The organism is Varibaculum cambriense (assembly GCF_032557235.1).
Lineage (GTDB): Bacteria > Actinomycetota > Actinomycetes > Actinomycetales > Actinomycetaceae > Varibaculum > Varibaculum cambriense_C.
In genome coordinates this window covers 1-19,470 of the sequence record NZ_JAWGMB010000008.1, presented here as the reverse complement: position 1 = coordinate 19,470, position 19,470 = coordinate 1, and the positions used below count along the sequence as shown (strand labels likewise).

The following is a 19,470-nucleotide window of genomic DNA, read 5'->3' as shown; positions in this document are numbered from 1 at the left end:
TCCTGATTCAAGCGCAGATCCTGGGTTTTTCCTCGCTTCCGCGTGCAGGGGCGGATTTTGCCTCGCGCCCCGAAATCCGGAAAATGCTCTGGCATTTTCACGGATTTAGTGCCCGAAGCCTACCCTACGGCATAAATCCGCCCCTGCACGCTCAGTACGTACCTTGCGGAAATCTTGTACCAATTATGCCCCTTGCGTGGGGGAGAAGTTTTATCCGAGCAGGCTAGGTGGGCGCAAAATTTGGAAAACGCCGCTACGTTTTCCGAATTCTTGGGCGGGAGGAAAAGCCTGGGCTCCGCGCGGAATACTGCAGGAGCAAAAACTTCTTGCCTGCGTGGACTGACTTAGGGGAAACTTGGCAAACGCGCGCTCGGGGTAGGGTGGGGGTATGAGCCAGCTTGCACATGTTTCTGATACTTTCGACGCGCAGCGTTGGATTCCAGTTCCCGGCTTTGAAAAGCTAACTGACCTGACCTTTCACCGAGCGGTAGTGAAAGCAGGAGGGGTGGATGCCCTCGCTACCGCGTCCTCGTCCGAATTGAAAGAGCCTAAAAAGCCCTATAAACCGGGGCGGGATCGCTATGAAATAACCGACTTAGTGGCTACCGAATTGGCTGATAGCGGGAAAAATGAGGCGAAACTTCCGGTTTTACGGATTGCCTTTGACCGCCCGCAGGTGCGCAATGCTTTTCGTCCCCATACCGTAGATGAACTGCTGGCTTGTCTGGAATATGCGCGCAGTGCCGCCGATGTGGCAGCGATAATCCTCACCGGGAACGGTCCGAGCGATTCTGATGGAGGCTATAGCTTTTGTTCTGGCGGTGACCAGCGGATTCGAGATCGAGGTGGATATCGTTACGAACAGGAGGGCGCCAATCCGGATGCAGAAGTTTCCCAGCGCCGCCAAAACCTGGATTTGGCACGTACCGGACGCCTGCACATTCTGGAAGTCCAGCGCTTGATTCGCGCGATGCCGAAACCGGTGATCGCGGCGGTTCCCGGGTGGGCAGCCGGAGGTGGCCACTCCCTGGTAGTGGTGTGCGACTTGGCGCTGGCCAGCGTAGAGCATGCCCGTTTTAAACAAACCGACGCGAATGTAGGCTCCTTTGATGCCGGATACGGTTCTGCGCTACTGGCGCGACAGGTTGGCGACAAACGTGCGCGGCAAATCTTTTATCTGGCGAACACCTACGATGCCCAGCAAGCCGAAGATTGGGGAGTTATCAATGCGGCAGTGCCGCATCTCCAGCTAGAGGCCGTGGCGCTCGAGTGGGCACTGACTATCGCTCGCAAATCCCCGCAGGCGATCCGGATGCTGAAATATGCATTTAACCTGGCAGATGACGGTTTACTGGGGCAACAGTTGTTCGCCGGGGAGGCCACTCGTCTGGCCTATAGCACCGATGAGGCCGAGGAGGGGCGGCGTGCCTTTTTGGAGCATCGGGAACCGGATTGGACACCTTTCCCCTACTACTATTAGGTTTTTTGACGCAGATAGGCCGACAATAGGAAGCGGTAGAGTTAACCGGTCAGTGCCAGGTCAAGTGCTACTTGTGTAAATAGCAGGATTCGAAAAAACAAGGACAACGTGATGGCAGGAAACATAAGCGACCCGATGCTAGTGGAGGTACCGCAGGTACAAGTTAGTGACCTCGGTAAACTATTTGAAAACTCTGAGTTTCCCGCGATCGACATCGACCAGGCACTAGTGTATTCTTTGCCGCTGGTCAACCGCTTCCGCCGCATAATTGTGCGTGAGGGTGTGCTGTTGCGTTCTGGTAACCGTTGGGGCGAATTCGCGCCTTTTTGGGATTATGGACCGCACGAATCGAAACGATGGCTGTGGTCAGCGGTTAACGCATTGACCGAGGCGTTGCCCGATCCGCTGCGAGACAGCGTACCGGTGAACGTGACCGTGCCAGTGGTGTCGCCTAGACGCGCCGCGGAAATTGTGGAGCAAAGCGGAGGCTGTCGGACTGCGAAGGTTAAAGTAGCAGATCGGGGCACTGAACTTGCCGGTGATGTGGAGCGTGTAAAAGCGGTGCACGCTGCCCTCGAAAATCAATTCGGCCGGGACTGCCGGATCCGGGTAGATGCTAATGGCGCGTGGAACCTGGCGGAAGCCAAGGAGGCAATAGCGGCCTTAGACGAGGCAGCTGGAGGATTGGAATATGTAGAGCAGCCCTGCAAGAGCGCCCGGGAACTACTGGAATTGCGAGACGCAACTTCGGTGCCACTCGCGGTTGATGAGCTGATTCGCCGCTCCCCAGATCCACTCGCCGATTTGCCGGCAGGCTGCGCGGATGTGATGGTTGTGAAAATCCAGCCCCTCGGGGGAGTGTCAGCGGTTATTGATTTGGCGAAAAAAGCTAATGAACGCGGGATGGAAGTGGTGGTTTCTTCCGCAGTCGATAGTGCCATCGGTATCGGATTAGGGGTGCACGCCGCAGCCGCAATTCCCCGGCTTCCCCATGCCTGTGGCCTGGCCACCAGCCAGCTACTCAAATCCGATGTTTCCCGCCAGCCCTGGCAAGTACGTGCCGGTCAACTAGAGGTACGGGAAGTAGAAATAAACTCCGACTTAATTAATGCCCCTGACAACGATAACCGCCGAGATCTGGTTAACCGTTGGAGTCAGCGGATGCGGGACGTAGCGGAGGTAGCTAGTCGGTGAGCGACGTTTCTTTTCCCTCCACGCCTTCTCGCAGCTCCCAAAATAATCAATCCCCTAACCTGGCTGGAGGGCACCTAGAATCCGCTACCTCCTTAGCGCGACTAGTGGTCAGCGAGTTAGTGCGTGCCGGAGTGCGTGATTTCGTGATTTGTCCGGGTTCTCGTTCTGCGCCCCTAACCTATGCTTTGGCAGCGTTAGAACAGGCGGGGGTGGTGCGTACCCATGTGCGCTTGGATGAGCGTTCTGCTGCTTTCTTTGCGCTGGGACTGGCCAAATCCGGTATCTATAAAGGTGAGGACGCGTCCTACAATCCTGTAGCCCTGGTGGTCACTTCGGGGACTGCGGTGGCGGAGTTACATGCAGGATTGCTGGAGGCTTTCCACTGTGGCGTCCCGCTGATTGCCTTGAGCGCTGATCGTCCCCGCACCGCTCGTGGCACCGGGGCGAACCAAACTACCTGGCAGGAAGGGATTTTCGGGGCTGCCTGCCCGGTAGCATTAGATATTGACAGTAGCGAGGACGCCCTGCAGGTAGTAAAAGACCGCTTGAGGGCAGCTCTCGCACAGACGGGGGGTCAGGGGAAGAATAGAGCCGCGCTGCGCTGCCCGCTACATATTAATTTGTGTTTTGCACCCCCCTTGGTAACTTCTAATACTTGGCAAATTCCCCCCGAGCTGCTAGCTCTTACCTTAGATCAAAACGAAAGTGCGACCTCCTCGCCAAGATCTTTCAAAACGCAGATAGTTGCTGATGGTGGAGGTGAACCGCCCCGAAAAAACGCAAAAACGGTGGTGGTGTTGGCGGATCAATGCCACTCGCAGGTGGCGCAAGCGGCGCAAGAATGGGGGCTTCCGGTGCTGGCGGAACCTACCGTTACCCTCAAGGGCGGAAACGTGGTGCAGATTGCGCACGCTCCGCAAGTGCTTCCCGCCTTCGCTAATGAAATAGAGCAGGTTATTCTATCTGGGCATGCCACTTTGTCGCGTCCGGTAAATGCGTTGCTTTCCCGGGAAGATATTCCCATCTACCGTTTGCCTAGTTTGGGAGCGGCTAGCAATCTCACCGGAAAATATGTTTCTACCACCACCGCGCAGGTAGATAGCGTTTTCCCCGCGGCTGCTAGCCCTGCCTGGTTGGCCCGCTGGTGCCAGGCAGCGCAAGCGGTTGAACGTGCCTACCGCACAGGGGTTGATCGTCGGGCAGTAACCGTGTGGCAAAACGCCAACTATGCGTCCTATGATCCCCAGGAACTGTCACCGGCAGAAAAGGATATACAGGCGTCACCCTCGCGAAGAATAAGTAATCATGGTTTTACCACCTCCGGTGAAGCTCGACAAGATGAGAGCGAAGCTGCCCACCGCCTCCGCATATCCTCTCCCGAAAGCGCTCCGGAACTAGCAGGTAGCCTGCGGGAACTGGGAATGGGGATCGATCCCTACGCTTTTGCTCGTATTTATGAGGATGTATATGAAGCGTGGGTTACCCGTGACCCTGATTCCGCTCGGGACAGTGGAGCAAAGGCTAAAAAGGTTCTAAACAGCGCGGATAATGTCAGGTATTCGGGTACTGCAGTAAGCGGTGAGAGCGCGGCTGCCCAGCTAGACGATAAAAAGATGACTGCTGCCGGTGCGCCTCCGCTGACTATGCTCGGTGCCTCTAATACGATTCGTGCTTTCGATTTGGCCGCGCGCGGGGATCGGGGGATCACCTATTGCGCGAACCGCGGCTTGGCAGGGATCGATGGAAATATCGCGACTGCTTTGGGGCTAGCTGCTGGAACCGGGCAGGCGGTACGGTTGATCGCTGGAGATTTAACTTGCCTGCATGATTTGACCGGGTTGCTCACCGGGTCTTTGGAGGCCACGCCGGTCTTACAGCTGTTAGTACTCAGCGATGGGGGAGGACGCATCTTCGCAACCCTTGAACACGGTGAACAGGAGAACCAGGAAGTCTTTAAGCGCTATTTTTTGACGCCGCAAGATTTCGACCTTTCCGCGCTTGCCGCCGGCCTCGGTTGGGATTACCGGTGCGCAAAGGACATAGAGGAACTGAAAAGGATTCTTGGTGAAAATCCGCGCCGGGAAATCGTGGAGATTAATGCTTATTTGCCGGATTTGCGTGCTCGGCGTGTCGCTTTAGAATCTGAAATCCGCCGGGAGTTAGCTGCCCTTTGATCCCAGTTTTACGCCTGGAGGGCGCGGAGCATCGGTAACATTTTGGTTTCCGTTTCGGCCAGTTCGCGCTGGGGATCAGAATCTGCCATGATTCCCGCCCCGGCAATCAGGCGATAGGTATCAGCGCGAGCCGGGTCACGCTGCGCGCACCGCAGGGCAATCGCCCACTCGCCCTCGCCGCCAGCATCCATCCAGCCGATCGGGGCGGCGTAACGGCGCCGATCCATAGCTTCTAGGGCGGACAGACGTTCGGCAGCTACTTCGCGGGGTTTTCCGCAAACCGCCGCCGTGGGATGAAGCGCCGCTGCCGCACGCAGAGAAGTAACTGCCTGTTCCGTAAGGTTTTCAGCGGTAATATCGGTCGCCAAGTGGGTAACATACCCCAGGTGCAGCAGGCGGGGGGCTGGTACCTTTAAATCTAGATTCAGGTCGGTCAGCGATTCCTCGGCGCTTTGTACCGCTAAGCGATGCTCTAGCTGCTCTTTGGGGTCGTTTAATAGGCGTTGTTCTTTACCGGGAATGGCAGAGCCGGCGAGGACGCGGCATAGCAGCTCCCCTTCGTTTACACTAGCTAGCATTTCGGGGCTGGCTCCCACCAGGTCACCAATCGCATAAGTCCAGCAAGTAGGGTATTTGTCGGCCAAGTATTTGGTGACCCTAGTCAAGGAAACATCGCGATTAAAGCGTAGTTCTTTATCACGGGCAAGCACGATTTTTTCTGCCCTTCCGGTGCGGATTTCTGCTGCCGCGCACCCGACTGCCGTCTTCCAGGCTTCTGGTTTTAAATGCGGGTACGTTTCGCCAAGTACCTGCGCCGGACTGGAAAGCGATAGCGGGGATGATTGGGCAATAGGTGCTGCAGCCGACTTCGCGTCTTCCGGTGTATTCCCGCGGCCTCCCCGGAAATCTGCTTGGCTTGCCTGCCAGCGAGCTTGCCACAGCCAGGTGTGAGAGCCGCTGGAAACTACGGCTAAAGCCGGCACCAGTAGTAGTGAGGGGGTAGCGGCAGTGAATCCGAAACTTCCCAAAACCAGCGGCCAATTCAGTTTTCCTGCTTCAGTATGCTTGCTCCCGGTATTTCCCTCTGGAATATCGCTCGGGTTACCAGCAGTATTTTGAGCGTGCTCGCACAAATCTCGCCACGCGTCCTCGGCTATAGAAAAAGCATTATCGCCGCTAAAACTGGCCTGCCAGGCGATTCCTAAACCCGCTAACTTGAGCCTCGGCCCGCTCCAAACGGTAAAAGTATCCGGGGCAGTGCTTTCCGGTGAAATTAGCCGATGTTTCTCCTCTAAAACCCCTATTGCCTGCGCAAATGAGCATTCCTGATTGCTTAGCCGGGATACGCGGTATTGTAAAACTCCGCTCGCATTTAGGCTAGATGGACACACGATTCCCCATAATAAGCCAGGAATCAAGCCGACACGAACCTACCGGTAATATTGACAAAGGATCCCGGAATTCGAGCTTTGCACATGGAATCAGTCACAAAAGGGCTTTTATTAGTTAATCCGGTTTGACCAGCAATAGGGGGGCTGACTAACTTTAAACATGGTGCCCGCGATACCGGGCCCCGAACTAGCCAGATTTTCTGGCACGGGCTCTACTCCGTTGAGCTCCGGACGTTAAGGGTAAGTCAGTTAGGCGCGATCCGCTGACCACCTAGGCAAACATCCTGTGTAGCCTTAACCTGGCGGGCCGGCCCCGGCGGTGCAGTATGCCCGTTTCTGGGGCTGATATCTTGGTACCGCGTGGCAAGTGTTTCGACATTAAGTAACAGGAGAAGTAGTGCCTACCATCCAACAGTTGGTCCGCAAAGGACGCTCAACTAAGAAGGCGAAGAGTAAAACTCGTGCGCTAAAGGGATCGCCCCAGCGTCGCGGCGTTTGCACTCGTGTTTACACCACCACCCCGAAGAAGCCGAACTCGGCATTGCGGAAAGTGGCGCGTGTTCGCCTATCCAGCGGTATTGAAGTGACCGCTTACATCCCCGGCGAGGGACATAATCTGCAAGAACACTCCATTGTGCTGGTGCGTGGTGGACGTGTAAAGGATCTTCCCGGTGTGCGTTTCCACATCGTGCGCGGCGCGCTGGACACCCAGGGTGTGCGTGACCGTGGCCAAGGTCGATCCAAGTACGGCGCGAAGAAGGAGAAGAAGTAGTATGCCTCGTAAAGGTCCAGCTCCCAAGCGCCCTTTGGCAGTTGATCCGGTTTACAACTCGACCATTGTCACCCAGTTGGTCAATCGGGTGCTGCTAGACGGCAAGAAATCTTTGGCGGAACGTATCGTTTACGGTGCGCTCGAGGGCGTACGTGAACGTACCGAGCAGGAACCGGTAAGCGTGCTCAAACGAGCTCTAGAAAACGTTCGTCCTGCTCTAGAGGTTCGTTCTCGTCGTGTAGGTGGCGCCACCTACCAGGTTCCGGTGGAAGTGCGCCCGGCGCGCGCGACCACTTTGGCGCTGCGTTGGTTGGTTGACTTTTCGCGGCAGCGTCGCGAAAAAACCATGACCGAACGCCTCATGAACGAAATTTTGGATGCTTCTAACGGCTTGGGTGCTGCGGTGAAGCGTCGTGAAGATATGCACAAGATGGCGGAGTCGAACAAGGCTTTCGCTCATTACCGCTGGTAAACCTAACCGGAAGGAACGATTGTGGCATTAGAAGTGCTTGCTGACCTATCTCAGGTTCGCAACATCGGCATCATGGCACACATTGATGCTGGTAAAACCACCGTAACTGAACGCATCCTGTACTACACGGGCATCAACTACAAGATCGGGGAAACCCACGATGGTGCCGGCACTATGGACTGGATGGAACAGGAAAAAGAACGCGGCATTACTATTACCTCTGCGGCAACTACCTGTTTTTGGAACGGTAAGCAGATTAACATCATTGATACCCCTGGTCACGTTGACTTTACTGTTGAGGTAGAGCGCTCCTTGCGCGTCCTCGACGGTGCAGTCGCCGTTTTCGACGGCAAAGAGGGCGTAGAGCCCCAGTCAGAAACCGTTTGGCGTCAGGCGGATAAGTATGACGTTCCCCGTATTTGCTTCGTCAATAAGATGGACAAATTGGGTGCGGACTTCTACTACTCGGTTAAGACTATTGAAGACCGTCTGCATGCCAAGCCGGTTGTTATGGTCTTGCCGATTGGCGCTGAGGCCGAGTTTAAAGGGGTTGTAGATTTGCTGGAAATGAAAGCAATTTACTTCCCCGAGACTTTCAGCGCCGAACAGGCCGAGAAAGCCGCTGGCAAGGTCAAAGAGGGCGACCCCACTTTGGGGGCGGTGCTGGAATACGCGGAAATTCCGGACGATTTGAAAGATCGCGCCGTTGAATACCGTGAAAAGCTGATTGACGCTGCCGCGGAAGCTAACGATGAATTGATGGAGGCTTACCTGGAAAACGGTGAGCTTACCAACGAACAGATCATCGCGGGTATTCGTGAACTCACTTTGAAGAGCGAGATCTACCCGGTATTCGCGGGCAGTGCTTTCAAGAACAAGGGTGTACAACCGGTTCTCGACGGCGTTTTGCGTTACCTGCCTTCGCCGTTGGATGTTCCCGCTCTTGAGGGACATCTACCCCGCGATGAAGAAAAGACGGTGCTTTGTCCTCCGGATAATGAGGCTCCTTTCGCTGCTTTAGCGTTTAAGATTGCCGCGCATCCTTTCTACGGCAAGCTGACATACGTGCGAATTTATTCTGGGCAGATTAAGGCCGGGTCTAACCTGGCTAACGCCACCAAGGATAAGAAAGAGCGCGTTGGCAAGATTTTCCAGATGCACTCTAACAAGGAAAATCCGATTGAGGTCGCACATGCAGGTAACATTTATGCCTTCGTGGGATTGAAAGACACCACCACTGGCGATACCTTGTGCGACAGTGGCCATCCGGTAGTTCTGGAATCTATGAACTTCCCGGATCCGGTTATTCACGTGGCTATCGAGCCTAAGACCAAGGCAGACCAGGAGAAGCTGGGCATTGCGATTCAGCGCCTGGCGGAAGAAGACCCGACCTTCACCGTGCGCCTAGATGACGAGACCGGCCAGACCGTTATTGGCGGTATGGGCGAGCTCCACCTGGACGTACTGGTAGACCGGATGAAACGCGAGTTCCACGTGGAAGCAAACGTGGGTGCACCAATGGTTGCCTACCGCGAAACCATCCGCAAGACGGTCGAGGATGTAGAGTACACTCACAAGAAACAGACCGGTGGTTCTGGCCAGTTCGCAAAGGTACTGGTCACTTTCGAACCGCTCCCTACGGATGCGGAAGAACCATACGAGTTTGTAAACAAGATTACCGGTGGACGTATTCCTCGCGAATACATTCCTTCGGTAGACCAGGGCATTCGCGAAGCCATGGAGGGAGGCGTCTTGGCTGGTTACCCGCTAACCGGTATTAAGGCGACCTTGACGGATGGTGCTTACCATGACGTCGACTCTTCGGAAATGGCATTCAAGATTGCCGGTAACATGGTTTTGAGGGAGGGCGCTCGCCGCGCCAAGCCCGTATTGCTCGAACCGATTATGGCCGTTGAGGTCAGAACTCCGGAAGAGTATATGGGTGACGTGATGGGCGATCTTTCCTCTCGCCGCGGATTTATTCAGTCCATGGACGATGTCAATGGAGTGAAGGAAGTCCGGGCAAAGGTTCCGCTGTCGGAAATGTTTGGGTATGTGGGCGACTTGCGTTCAAAGACGCAGGGTCGCGCCGTTTACACGATGCAGTTTGACAGCTACGATGAGGTCCCCCGCTCAGTTGCTGAGGAAATCATTGCTAAGACCCGAGGCGAATAGCCCTCGCGGGTGCCTTTTATTTTGTTAAAAATCACAGATAAACCCGTAGGAGATCATTCGCGTTGGGTGTTAACCTTTACTTTGACAACCAAGCGATAGATAACTACCCGAGTCCAGGAGGACATTAAGTGGCTAAGGCTAAGTACGAGCGGACTAAACCGCACGTTAACATTGGTACTATTGGGCACGTTGACCACGGCAAGACCACCTTGACCGCGGCTATCACCAAAGTGCTGCATGACACCTATCCGGAACTGAATGCGTTTACTCCTTTCGAGGACGTAGACAATGCTCCGGAAGAACGTGAACGCGGGATTACTATTAACGTTTCCCACGTTGAATACCAGACTGAGAAGCGTCACTACGCACACGTAGACGCCCCTGGTCACGCTGACTACATCAAGAACATGATTACCGGCGCGGCTCAGATGGATGGAGCCATCTTGGTGGTTGCCGCAACTGACGGCCCCATGGCTCAGACTCGTGAGCACGTACTGCTCGCTCGTCAGGTGGGCGTTCCCGCCATCCTGGTTGCCCTGAACAAGTGCGACATGGTTGACGACGAAGAAATGCTGGAACTGGTTGAGGAAGAATGCCGCGACCTGCTGTCCAGCCAGGACTTCGATGGCGACAACGCTCCGGTAATCCAGGTTTCCGCTTTGAAGGCGCTCGAGGGTGACGAAAAGTGGGTTGGCCAGGTTCAGAAGCTAATGGAAGCGGTTGACGAATACATTCCGGAACCGGTTCGTGATCTGGACAAGCCGTTCTTGATGCCGGTTGAGGACGTCTTCACCATTACTGGTCGTGGCACCGTAGTTACCGGTCGTGTGGAGCGCGGTACGCTTCCGCTGAACTCCGAGGTAGAGATCCTGGGTATTCGCGAACCGCAGAAGACCACCGTTACCGGTATCGAGACTTTCCACAAGTCGATGGATGCTGCTGAAGCTGGTGACAACACCGGTCTGTTGCTACGTGGTATCAAGCGTGAAGACGTGGAGCGTGGCCAGGTTGTGGTTGCTCCCGGTTCTATCACCACCCACACCAAGTTCGAGGGTCAGGTTTACATCCTGAAGAAGGACGAGGGTGGCCGTCACAAGAGCTTCTACTCTGGCTACCGTCCCCAGTTCTACTTCCGTACCACCGACGTTACCGGCGTTATCACCCTGCCCGAGGGCAAGGAAATGGTTATGCCCGGCGACACCACCGAAATCTCGGTGGAGCTCATTCAGCCGATCGCTATGGAGGTCGGCTTGGGCTTCGCTATTCGTGAAGGTGGCCGCACCGTTGGTTCTGGTCGCGTAACCAAGATCGATCTGTAAACTAAACTATTAGTTTAACTCGCGCCCCGAGAGATACCTCTCGGGGCGCGAGTTTTTTTATCCGTCGCACTATTTGAATATGCTGGGCATAATCTTAAAAAATACCGTGGTTCCTCATGTCAATTTGAGTGCGAAAGTTTTCGGTGCCTCTCATAGTTTGAGCGCGAAGGCAGGGTTAGGCGGCGTGGGTTTTGATGCCGGTGGTGAGTTTGTTTTTTCGTTTCTCGCGTGTTTTTCCCTCTTGGCTAGTAGTTGCTCGGTCAGGGTTTTAGCCATGCCGGTTAGGATACTTTGGTAGCGCAGGATATCGGGGGTGAGTTCGGCGGGATTGGTATTCTCACGCAACTGGCGTAATTGCTGCATTTGTTTCCTTGAAAGTGTCCCAGAGTCTAGCAAACCGTCTAGGGGGCGTGGCAGGGGTATCGTAGATACGTTTGCGCCTGCCGGCACCATCCTGGCCCCAACCGATAGGTTTCCTAGTGGGGGTAAACAGATTCATTCGCAAACAAACTACCGTCCATAACCGACCTAGAACTTTTAATGCTTGTGGGGTGTCATAGCGGTAATAAAAACCGTATTTACGCACCACATGATTATTCTTTGATTCCACGTTAGCTTGGTCATTCTTACGGTAAGGACGCGAACGCGTAAAGAAAATGTCTCTGTCGCCAGCCCAGTTAATGACTTCCCGGTTAATGAACTCGCTACCGTTATCACAATCCAAGCCCTGAACCTGATACGGGATGGCTGTTATCGCACGCTCTAGAGCTTTGAGCATAGGAACCCGGGCGTTATTGCGCTGGGCTTCTAAATGTATCTAGCCCGTGTTCACATCGGTTAACGTCAAGGTACGAGCGAACTTGCCGTTAAGAGTCGGCCCGCAATGAGCCACCGTGTCCATCTCGAAAAAACCCGGCTCGCAAGCGATCTCATCCCCGGCCTTCCTGATTTTTATCGAGTTACGAAGCAAAGCGCCAGGCTTGGTTATTGATACCCCTTTTAGCTCTACAGATGCGCGGACAGGGCGTAAATACAGGTCAATCGTAGCCCCCGACATTGCCAGTAACTCCGAGCGCACCTGCTCGCTATAACCATCCTTACCTAGCACTAACTCGCCATGAGCTTGCAGACAATCCAGCAAAGCCCACATCGATGCCGCCAAATATTTCCCGCACTGACACCCAGAAAGCACCCACACGCGCTCTAAGGCTTTCTTCGACTTGGCCGAATACTTAGTAGGCCGAACCGTGCGGTAATCAATCCTGACAACACCCGGATTACCAGCAACATCACTTGTCAGAAACCTCCTTGCGCTAACTCTGGACAATCCCGTTACCTCAAAAAATTATCTAACACCCGACCCTTTTCCTTTTTCGAAGCCCCGAGATAGACCTGACGCAACCGCTTCGTAACCTCAACACGCGTACCCAAGCAAACCACTCCATCGTTCATGCCAACAATCTATTTTGCGCTCAAACTAAATGAGGCACCACACCGCCTTCGCGCACAATATACATAAGGTACGCCGACCTATTGACTCTGGACCAGATATTAGCCATAATTCTGCTAAGTCAAGAAGGGGAATGTCGATGCCTGCAATTACAATGGGTCTAGCGGAAGCGAAAAATAATTTTTCCCGGGTCACAGCCGAAGTGAACAGGACGGGGAAACCCCTCACAATTTTGAAGAATAACCGGCCGTGGGTAATTATCCAACCGGCACACGGCGCTACCGAAGTAGCCGACGTTGCAGTCGACTTCATGGATGAATATGCCGACGTATTTCAAGAACTGGCCAAATGAGCGGATTTGCGTTTTCGCGGCAGGATGTCCTCGCTATTCATGCTGCGGCGATCGCTCGGTTCGGCGGACTCGATGGAGTTCGCGATGAGGGAATTTTAAAGTCCGCGCTCGGACAGCCTTTCCAGACCTTTGGTGATGAACATTTGTACCCTGATCCAATTGAGAAGGCGTGCAGATATGCGTTCGGAATTATCTCCGGTCACCCATTTCTAGATGGAAACAAGAGAACTGGTGCCGCACTCTTAGGCACATATCTCAGAGTATCCGGTATAGATTTCAAACCCGATCATGCTTCATTTCTCGAGACTATTCTGGGCGTGGCGGATGGGTCGGTTGGATACGATGAGCTCGTACGCTGGGTAAGAAATGTAGTGGAGTGACCAAACCTCAGGTTTATCCAGGGGATCCTATTTAGTGCACGCAAGAGCTAATGCCCATTTGGGGGTGCGGATTGTTTTTTGGACAGTTTTATACTACCGGGTAATGTTTGGGGAACTGAGTGCCCCGGCACTAGATGGCATAGGTCATTCGCTGCTTAGGAAATTAATAATTACAAGGTTATTTTTCGGGTTTTGCGTCCTCCTAGCAGGCTGGGATAAAGCCTAGCCCCGCGCGATACGGGCGCTACCCACCCGCAAGTGCTGAAGCTGTGAATGGGCTGGCACGGTAAAAGATGCGAGAGACCGGTTGCAATCACTAAACGAAACATCGGAAACACACCTATTTGTCTCAGTGAGATAATGCCTCTAGCCGAGCGAAGCAAGGCTCACTGGGGTCCCCCGAGCACTTTTACCGCGGCAGCCCCCCTTCAGGTGGGGGAGGATTCTGCTGATGCGTGGAGGGGAAGAGGAATACATGCGTCCTCGGGCAGTAAAAATCGGAAAAATAAGCACCGCGACACGCCCGGATGCGGGGACGTGGGGTCATTCACATGAGTGCAGCTTGAAAGGGTTCCAGGTGACGCGTTAGAGTTACTTACTGGCTCTAGTTGAAAGGTGCGCGACGCGTACCCGCTCTCCTAGCGCCCGGTAGCAAGAACACAGGAATCGATTCGTGCCCGGTGAAACAGTTCGCCAGGGATCACGCAGATCACCTCCCTAAATTATTTTAGGGATTTTTGCGCTTGCAACCGGCAAAGCTCGCCCCTGCGGGCTTAGCGCAAGCAAGGGAGGAAATCCCCTGGCAGGCCCGGAATAAACACCGGGGAAACATCTACGGAAGAAGAAGAGGTAGACGGAATGGCGGGACAGAAAATCCGCATCCGGCTGAAGTCATATGACCACCAGGTCATCGACTCGTCCGCGAAGAAGATCGTGGAAACGGTCCAGCGCGCGGGCGCCACAGTGGTAGGCCCAGTACCTTTGCCGACCGAAAAGAACACGTTCACCGTGATTCGGTCGCCACACAAGTACAAGGACAGTCGCGAGCAGTTTGAAATGCGTACGCACAAACGGCTCATCGATATTGTCGACCCGACGCCTAAGGCAGTCGATTCGCTAATGCGTCTCGATCTGCCCGCTGACGTAAACATCGAGATCAAACTCTAAGGAAAGTAATTATGACCACGCAGACCCAGCCGGCTGCCGCAGTACCCACTCGGGCACTTCTCGGCCGCAAGCTAGGCATGACGCAGGTTTGGGACGAGGACGGAAAAGTCGTTCCCATCACCGTCGTGCAGGTCGACAAGAACGTGGTGACGCAGGTTCGCGACCAAGAAACCGATGGCTATACCGCCATTCAAATCGGTTTCGGTCAGATTGACCAGCGCAAAGTCACCAAACCCCTTGCCGGCCATTTCAATAAAGCAGGCGTCAGCCCCCGTCGTCACCTGGTAGAGGTGCGCACTGGCGGAGATGGCGAATTCACTCTTGGCCAGGAACTGGCTGCCGACATTTTTGAAGTCGGCCAGAAAGTGGATGTTACCGGAAAGACCAAAGGTAAAGGCTTTGCCGGGGTTATGAAACGACACGGCTTTGCCGGCGTTTCCGCCTCCCATGGTGCTCACCGTAACCACCGTAAACCTGGTTCTATCGGCGCTTGCGCCACCCCCGGACGCGTATTCAAAGGCCTACGTATGGCCGGACGCATGGGTGGAGACCGCCGAACCATCCAAAATCTTAAAGTTCAGGCAGTCGATGCCGAAAAAGGCATTGTCTTGGTTACCGGTGCTATTCCCGGTCCCAAGGGCGGCATCGTCCTGATTCGTAGTGCAGTGAAAGGTGCGTAACTATGACTAATCTTTCGCTAAACGTAACTGATCCCGCTGGTAAAGAAGTTGGCAGCGTTGATCTGCCCGCCAGCATTTTTGATCGGGATCCCAATATCGCTTTAATGCACCAGGTAGTTAACGCTCAGCTTGCGGCGGCTCGTCAGGGTACTCACTCCACGAAGACCCGTGGTCAGGTGCGTGGCGGCGGCAAGAAGCCGTGGCGTCAGAAAGGCACCGGTCGGGCTCGACAAGGCTCGATTCGCGCGCCGCAGTGGCGTGGTGGTGGGGTAGTACATGGCCCGCAACCGCGCGATTACTCCCAGCGCACCCCCAAGAAGATGAAGGCGGCGGCACTGGCTTGTGCCCTGTCTGATCGGGTACGCAAGGATCGTATGCATCTCGTGTCTCAGTTGGTAGCCGGGGATACCCCTTCCACCAAAGCGGGTCGCGAACACATCGAATCCCTGGTAGACCAGCGCTACGTTTTGGTAGTGCTGAGCCGTTCGGAAGAAGAACAGGTATTGTCAGTGCGTAACCTGCCGCAGGTGCATCTGCTCATGGTTGACCAGCTCAATACCTACGACGTACTCAACAATGAGGACGTTATCTTCACTGAGGCCGCGATTCGCCAGTTCATCGCCGATAAGACCGGACAGGAGGCGTAAAGCAATGGCACTCGAGGTTACTAAGAATCCGCGGGATATTATTTACCGCCCGATCGTCTCGGAAAAAGCCTATGGGTTGATGGATCTCGGAAAATATACTTTCGAGGTAGACCCGAAAGCTAACAAGACCGAGATTCGGATCGCCATCGAAAAAGTCTTCGATGTAAAAGTAAAGACCGTAAACACGATTGCGCGCAAAGGCAAGCGGGTACGTACCCGCACCGGCTATGGCAAACGCAAAGATTGCAAACGAGCCATTGTTACCTTAGCCGAAGGCACAATCGATATTTTCAACGAAACGACTGCGTAAAGGGGTGAACAAGTAATGGGTATTCGTAAATACAAGCCGACTACTCCCGGTCGCCGTTTCGCATCGGTATCTGACTTCGCGGAAATTACCCGCGACCACCCGGAGAAGTCCCTGCTGCGTCCTATCCACAAAACTGGTGGACGTAACAATGACGGTCGCATCACTTCCCGTCGGCGTGGCGGGGGACATAAGCGCCGTTACCGCGTGATTGATTTCCGTCGTCACGACAAAGATGGGGTGCCCGCAAAGGTTGCCCACATCGAATATGATCCGAACCGCAGCGCCAATATCGCCCTCCTGCACTATGCAGATGGCGACAAGCGCTACATCATTGCCCCCAATAAACTGCATCAGGGTGACCAGATTGAACAGGGGCCGGCTGCTGATATTAAGCCTGGCAACTGTTTACCACTAACCAACATTCCGTTGGGTACCGTGATTCACGCAGTGGAGATGCGTCCTGGTGGGGGAGCCAAGATCGCTCGCAGCGCGGGAGTTTCCGTGCAGCTCGTGGCGAAAGAAGGCAAATATGCCCAGCTAAGGATGCCTTCCGGGGAAATCCGTAACGTAGAGGCTGCTTGCCGCGCCACCATCGGCGAGGTTGGTAACTCTGACCACGGCAATATCAACTGGGGTAAAGCCGGACGGATGCGCTGGAAGGGACAACGTCCCAAGGTACGTGGTGTGGTAATGAACCCGGTTGATCACCCGCACGGTGGCGGCGAAGGCCGTACCTCTGGTGGTCGTCACCCGGTTAGCCCCTGGGGTAAGCCCGAGGGTCGTACCCGCCGTCCGAATAAAGCCAGCGATCGCCTGATTGTGCGTCGTCGGCGGACCGGCAAGAAGCGTTAGGTAGGAGATAAATCATGGCACGTAGCCTAAAGAAGGGTCCTTTCGTCGACGACCATTTGATGAAAAAAGTCGACGCTCTGAATGACGCCAATAAAAAGTCGGTTATCAAGACCTGGTCACGCCGCTCTATGATTACCCCCGATTTTATTGGGCACACTATCGCGGTACACGACGGACGCAAGCACGTTCCGGTGTACATCACCGAAAACATGGTTGGTCACAAGTTGGGCGAATTTGCTCCTACTCGTACCTTCCGCGGACATGACAAGGACGACCGAAAGGCACGCCGCCGCTAGGCGCGCCGGAAGAGAAAGAAGGCAAAGATGGAAGGCATGGCGAAAGCGCGTTTCGTGCGCTCTACGCCGCAGAAGTCGCGTCGCGTCGTGAACATGATTCGCGGCAAGAACGCCCTTGAGGCCTACGACATCCTGCGTTTCGCTCCGCAAGCGGTCGCAACTGATGTTCGCAAGGTGCTTCGCAGCGCAATGTACAACGCCGCCGCTAAAGCAGATCGGTCTGGCGACAAAGAAACGTTTGCGGAACTGAAAGTTTCGCGGGCATACGTAGATGAAGGCCCCACGATGAAGCGATTCCGTCCGCGCGCTCAAGGGCGTGCAGGGCGAATCCTTAAACGGACCAGCCACATCACGATCGAGGTTTCTGACGGCAAACAGGAAGAGGAGAACGACTAATGGGACAAAAGGTTAGCCCTACCGGTTTTCGGCTAGGTATTACCACCGATCACCGTTCCCGCTGGTTCTCGGACTCCACTAAGCCGGGACAGCGTTACAGTGATTTCGTAGATGAAGACGTGCGCATTCGTAAGGTCATGGAAAAGAGCCTGGAGCGCGCCGGGATTTCGCAGATCGATATTGAACGTACCCGCGATCGGGTACGGGTTGATTTGCACACCGCTCGCCCCGGTATCGTTATTGGCCGGCGCGGCGCAGAAGCAGATCGGCTGCGTGGCGATTTGGAGAAGCTCACCGGTAAGCAGGTGCAGCTGAACATCCTCGAAGTTAAGAATCCTGAGATTGATGCGCAGCTAGTGGCACAAGGAATCGCGGAACAGCTCGCCGCGCGCGTATCGTTTAGGCGCGCAATGCGTAAAGGTATGCAGTCGGCGCTGCGTGGAGGAGCCCTCGGGATCCGAGTGCAGTGCTCGGGTCGTCTGGGCGGGGCTGAAATGTCTCGTTCAGAGTTTTACCGCGAAGGTCGGGTGCCGTTGCATACGCTGCGTGCCCTGATCGATTACGGCTTCTATGAAGCTCACACCACTTTCGGACGCATTGGCGTGAAAGTGTGGATTTATAAAGGCGATCTCACCGAAACCGAATTCGCCCGGAAACAGGCTGAATCCGGTGGACGCGGTGGACGCGGCAGTGGACGTCGCGGTCGCGCAGGTCGAGATGGCGGACGCGGTGGACGTCGCGGCCGTGGCGAAGGCCGGCAAGAGGGCGCTACCCAGGCACCGGCGGAAAAAACCGATGCTGCGTCCTCGGAAAAAGAGGCACCAGCAGCTGAGGCTGCTGCCGAAAAGGCAGTAGCCGAGGCCGAGAAGCCGCAAGAAAACGGAACGGAGGAGTAACGTGTTAATTCCTCGTAGGACTAAATGGCGCAAACAGCATCGCCCTAACCGTAAGGGCATGGCTAAACGCGGTACCGAACTGGCGTTCGGCGAATACGGCATCCAGGCTCTTGATCACGCCTATATAACCAACCGGCAGATTGAGGCGGCTCGTATTGCGATGACACGCTACATTAAGCGTGGCGGTAAAGTGTGGATCAACATCTTCCCTGACCGTCCGCTGACCAAGAAGCCGGCCGAAACTCGCATGGGTTCTGGTAAAGGCTCTCCTGAATGGTGGGTGGCTCCGGTAAAACCTGGTCGCGTACTGTTCGAATTGGCGGGCGTGTCTGAAGATATCGCTCGGGAAGCTATGAGCCGTGCGCAGCACAAGCTGCCGATTAAGACCCGGTTCATTAGTCGTGAAGGCGGTGATCAGTAATGGCAAAGGGCCTTAAAATGTCTGATTTGGATTTGCTGGACGAAGAGCAGCTTTCCCAGAAGCTAGACGAAGCTAAGACCGAACTGTTTAATCTGCGTTTCCAGCTGGCCACCGGTGCTGGCGAGGATCGTGGACAGATCGGGCAGCTGCGTCGCGATATTGCCCGCATTTACACCATTGCTAGAGAGCGGGAGCTCGGTATTCGTACCGCTCCGCAGGCTGAGGAGTAGGATTCATGAGCGAAGAAACAGAGAAGACCGCTACGGTAGAGCGCAATCACCGCAAGGTGCTGCAAGGATACGTGGTGTCCGACAAAATGGACAAGACGGTTGTTGTGCAGGTAGAAGATCGCGTTAAGCACCGCTTGTACGGCAAGGTGATTAACCGCCGCAAGCGCTACAAGGTGCATGACGAGAACAACTCATGCGGCACCGGCGACTTGGTACGGATTATGGAGACTCGTCCTTTGTCCAAGACCAAGCGTTGGCGGGTTAGCGAAATCATTGAGAAAGCCAAGTAGGTTTTCATTAGCTTTTTAAAGGGATCGTTAAAGTCTAAGATCTGGCAAGATCTGTTGTTCGGTTCCTGATAGCTGCAAGGCGCGGGGAGAGTTTAATCGGGCATTTGCCTGGGTAAACTCTCCCCG

General features: G+C 54.8%; 24 protein-coding genes. 20 read left to right on the top strand and 4 right to left on the bottom strand.

Translation table 11 applies throughout. From position 1 onward, the window contains the following. Positions 1-388 precede the first annotated feature (388 nt). The 3 genes from E6072_RS07010 (at position 389) to E6072_RS07000 (ending at position 4,848) form a co-directional block, all read left to right on the top strand. Positions 389-1,480 carry a 1,4-dihydroxy-2-naphthoyl-CoA synthase gene (locus tag E6072_RS07010; protein WP_316694707.1) on the top strand — a complete coding sequence of 364 codons (1,092 nt, stop codon included), beginning with the start codon at positions 389-391 and terminating at the stop codon, positions 1,478-1,480. Between the two features lie 111 nt (positions 1,481-1,591). Continuing rightward, positions 1,592-2,674 (top strand): o-succinylbenzoate synthase, encoded by a 1,083-nt coding sequence (locus E6072_RS07005; protein ID WP_278613024.1) that lies wholly within the window; start codon positions 1,592-1,594, stop codon positions 2,672-2,674. Continuing rightward, positions 2,671-4,848, top strand: a complete 2,178-nt coding sequence (locus E6072_RS07000) for a thiamine pyrophosphate-binding protein (RefSeq protein WP_316694702.1) — start codon at positions 2,671-2,673, stop codon at positions 4,846-4,848. The genes E6072_RS07005 and E6072_RS07000 overlap by 4 nt, the downstream gene beginning before the upstream one ends. 8 nt (positions 4,849-4,856) lie before the next feature. Here the strand turns inward: E6072_RS07000 and E6072_RS06995 are convergent, their stop codons facing one another. After that, positions 4,857-6,239, bottom strand: coding sequence for a chorismate-binding protein (locus E6072_RS06995; RefSeq protein ID WP_316694700.1), 1,383 nt, complete (start codon positions 6,237-6,239; stop codon positions 4,857-4,859). Positions 6,240-6,636: 397 nt separating this feature from the next. On the opposite strand from E6072_RS06995, the gene rpsL reads away from it, so the two are divergent. From rpsL to tuf, 4 genes are all read left to right on the top strand, one after another. Next, positions 6,637-7,011 carry a 30S ribosomal protein S12 gene (gene rpsL / locus E6072_RS06990; protein WP_022864284.1) on the top strand — a complete coding sequence of 125 codons (375 nt, stop codon included), beginning with the start codon at positions 6,637-6,639 and terminating at the stop codon, positions 7,009-7,011. Position 7,012: 1 nt separating this feature from the next. Beyond that, positions 7,013-7,483, top strand: a complete 471-nt coding sequence (gene rpsG / locus E6072_RS06985) for a 30S ribosomal protein S7 (protein ID WP_022864283.1) — start codon at positions 7,013-7,015, stop codon at positions 7,481-7,483. A gap of 21 nt (positions 7,484-7,504) precedes the next feature. Further along, on the top strand, positions 7,505-9,658 hold the full coding sequence (gene fusA, locus E6072_RS06980; protein WP_316694699.1) for an elongation factor G: 2,154 nt from the start codon (positions 7,505-7,507) through the stop codon (positions 9,656-9,658). Between the two features lie 128 nt (positions 9,659-9,786). Beyond that, entirely contained in the window at positions 9,787-10,977 is a 1,191-nt protein-coding gene (gene tuf / locus E6072_RS06975; RefSeq protein WP_316694698.1) for an elongation factor Tu, read from the top strand. A 150-nt stretch (positions 10,978-11,127) separates the two neighbouring features. Here the strand turns inward: tuf and E6072_RS06970 are convergent, their stop codons facing one another. From E6072_RS06970 to E6072_RS06960, 3 genes are all read right to left on the bottom strand, one after another. Then, positions 11,128-11,340: a hypothetical protein gene (locus tag E6072_RS06970; protein ID WP_316694696.1), complete on the bottom strand. Its 213-nt coding sequence runs from the start codon at positions 11,338-11,340 to the stop codon at positions 11,128-11,130. Further along, positions 11,315-11,701: a hypothetical protein gene (locus E6072_RS06965; RefSeq protein WP_316694694.1), complete on the bottom strand. Its 387-nt coding sequence runs from the start codon at positions 11,699-11,701 to the stop codon at positions 11,315-11,317. The genes E6072_RS06970 and E6072_RS06965 overlap by 26 nt, the downstream gene beginning before the upstream one ends. 93 nt (positions 11,702-11,794) lie before the next feature. Beyond that, positions 11,795-12,304 carry a hypothetical protein gene (locus E6072_RS06960; RefSeq protein ID WP_316694692.1) on the bottom strand — a complete coding sequence of 170 codons (510 nt, stop codon included), beginning with the start codon at positions 12,302-12,304 and terminating at the stop codon, positions 11,795-11,797. Positions 12,305-12,566: 262 nt separating this feature from the next. On the opposite strand from E6072_RS06960, the gene E6072_RS06955 reads away from it, so the two are divergent. From E6072_RS06955 to rpsQ, 13 genes are all read left to right on the top strand, one after another. After that, positions 12,567-12,779 (top strand): type II toxin-antitoxin system prevent-host-death family antitoxin, encoded by a 213-nt coding sequence (locus tag E6072_RS06955; RefSeq protein WP_296773227.1) that lies wholly within the window; start codon positions 12,567-12,569, stop codon positions 12,777-12,779. After that, positions 12,776-13,159 carry a type II toxin-antitoxin system death-on-curing family toxin gene (locus E6072_RS06950; RefSeq protein ID WP_296761132.1) on the top strand — a complete coding sequence of 128 codons (384 nt, stop codon included), beginning with the start codon at positions 12,776-12,778 and terminating at the stop codon, positions 13,157-13,159. The genes E6072_RS06955 and E6072_RS06950 overlap by 4 nt, the downstream gene beginning before the upstream one ends. A gap of 858 nt (positions 13,160-14,017) precedes the next feature. After that, complete coding sequence (gene rpsJ / locus E6072_RS06945; RefSeq protein ID WP_022864279.1) at positions 14,018-14,326, top strand: 30S ribosomal protein S10; 309 nt, start codon at positions 14,018-14,020, stop codon at positions 14,324-14,326. A gap of 11 nt (positions 14,327-14,337) precedes the next feature. Continuing rightward, positions 14,338-15,006 (top strand): 50S ribosomal protein L3, encoded by a 669-nt coding sequence (gene rplC / locus E6072_RS06940; protein WP_316694690.1) that lies wholly within the window; start codon positions 14,338-14,340, stop codon positions 15,004-15,006. Positions 15,007-15,008: 2 nt separating this feature from the next. Beyond that, complete coding sequence (gene rplD, locus E6072_RS06935) at positions 15,009-15,653, top strand: 50S ribosomal protein L4 (protein ID WP_296761126.1); 645 nt, start codon at positions 15,009-15,011, stop codon at positions 15,651-15,653. Between the two features lie 4 nt (positions 15,654-15,657). Continuing rightward, positions 15,658-15,963, top strand: a complete 306-nt coding sequence (rplW, locus tag E6072_RS06930; protein WP_316694688.1) for a 50S ribosomal protein L23 — start codon at positions 15,658-15,660, stop codon at positions 15,961-15,963. Positions 15,964-15,978: 15 nt separating this feature from the next. Beyond that, positions 15,979-16,815, top strand: a complete 837-nt coding sequence (rplB, locus tag E6072_RS06925; RefSeq protein ID WP_296761122.1) for a 50S ribosomal protein L2 — start codon at positions 15,979-15,981, stop codon at positions 16,813-16,815. Between the two features lie 14 nt (positions 16,816-16,829). Next, positions 16,830-17,111, top strand: coding sequence for a 30S ribosomal protein S19 (rpsS, locus tag E6072_RS06920; protein ID WP_024059448.1), 282 nt, complete (start codon positions 16,830-16,832; stop codon positions 17,109-17,111). 27 nt (positions 17,112-17,138) lie between these two features. After that, positions 17,139-17,507: a 50S ribosomal protein L22 gene (gene rplV / locus E6072_RS06915; RefSeq protein WP_022864273.1), complete on the top strand. Its 369-nt coding sequence runs from the start codon at positions 17,139-17,141 to the stop codon at positions 17,505-17,507. Further along, positions 17,507-18,403, top strand: a complete 897-nt coding sequence (gene rpsC / locus E6072_RS06910) for a 30S ribosomal protein S3 (protein ID WP_316694684.1) — start codon at positions 17,507-17,509, stop codon at positions 18,401-18,403. The genes rplV and rpsC overlap by 1 nt, the downstream gene beginning before the upstream one ends. A gap of 1 nt (position 18,404) precedes the next feature. Beyond that, positions 18,405-18,824 (top strand): 50S ribosomal protein L16, encoded by a 420-nt coding sequence (rplP, locus tag E6072_RS06905; protein WP_024059446.1) that lies wholly within the window; start codon positions 18,405-18,407, stop codon positions 18,822-18,824. Beyond that, positions 18,824-19,054 (top strand): 50S ribosomal protein L29, encoded by a 231-nt coding sequence (gene rpmC / locus E6072_RS06900; protein WP_022864270.1) that lies wholly within the window; start codon positions 18,824-18,826, stop codon positions 19,052-19,054. Before rplP ends, rpmC begins: the two co-directional genes overlap by 1 nt. A 5-nt stretch (positions 19,055-19,059) precedes the next feature. After that, a complete protein-coding gene (gene rpsQ / locus E6072_RS06895; RefSeq protein WP_278606096.1) occupies positions 19,060-19,344 on the top strand; it encodes a 30S ribosomal protein S17 in 285 nt (94 codons plus the stop codon). Positions 19,345-19,470 lie beyond the last annotated feature (126 nt).

Excerpts from the sequence above, each read along its gene's own strand:
- E6072_RS07010 (WP_316694707.1), top strand. The coding sequence starts at position 389 with ATGAGCCAGCTTGCACATGTTTCTGATACTTTCGACGCGCAGCGTTGG.
- E6072_RS07005 (WP_278613024.1), top strand. The coding sequence starts at position 1,592 with ATGGCAGGAAACATAAGCGACCCGATGCTAGTGGAGGTACCGCAGGTA.
- rpsG (WP_022864283.1), top strand. The coding sequence starts at position 7,013 with ATGCCTCGTAAAGGTCCAGCTCCCAAGCGCCCTTTGGCAGTTGATCCG.
- E6072_RS06970 (WP_316694696.1), bottom strand. The coding sequence starts at position 11,340 with ATGCAGCAATTACGCCAGTTGCGTGAGAATACCAATCCCGCCGAACTC.
- E6072_RS06955 (WP_296773227.1), top strand. The coding sequence starts at position 12,567 with ATGCCTGCAATTACAATGGGTCTAGCGGAAGCGAAAAATAATTTTTCC.
- E6072_RS06950 (WP_296761132.1), top strand. The coding sequence starts at position 12,776 with ATGAGCGGATTTGCGTTTTCGCGGCAGGATGTCCTCGCTATTCATGCT.
- rpsJ (WP_022864279.1), top strand. The coding sequence starts at position 14,018 with ATGGCGGGACAGAAAATCCGCATCCGGCTGAAGTCATATGACCACCAG.
- rplC (WP_316694690.1), top strand. The coding sequence starts at position 14,338 with ATGACCACGCAGACCCAGCCGGCTGCCGCAGTACCCACTCGGGCACTT.
- rplD (WP_296761126.1), top strand. The coding sequence starts at position 15,009 with ATGACTAATCTTTCGCTAAACGTAACTGATCCCGCTGGTAAAGAAGTT.
- rplW (WP_316694688.1), top strand. The coding sequence starts at position 15,658 with ATGGCACTCGAGGTTACTAAGAATCCGCGGGATATTATTTACCGCCCG.
- rplB (WP_296761122.1), top strand. The coding sequence starts at position 15,979 with ATGGGTATTCGTAAATACAAGCCGACTACTCCCGGTCGCCGTTTCGCA.
- rpsS (WP_024059448.1), top strand. The coding sequence starts at position 16,830 with ATGGCACGTAGCCTAAAGAAGGGTCCTTTCGTCGACGACCATTTGATG.
- rplV (WP_022864273.1), top strand. The coding sequence starts at position 17,139 with ATGGAAGGCATGGCGAAAGCGCGTTTCGTGCGCTCTACGCCGCAGAAG.
- rpsC (WP_316694684.1), top strand. The coding sequence starts at position 17,507 with ATGGGACAAAAGGTTAGCCCTACCGGTTTTCGGCTAGGTATTACCACC.
- rpmC (WP_022864270.1), top strand. The coding sequence starts at position 18,824 with ATGGCAAAGGGCCTTAAAATGTCTGATTTGGATTTGCTGGACGAAGAG.
- rpsQ (WP_278606096.1), top strand. The coding sequence starts at position 19,060 with ATGAGCGAAGAAACAGAGAAGACCGCTACGGTAGAGCGCAATCACCGC.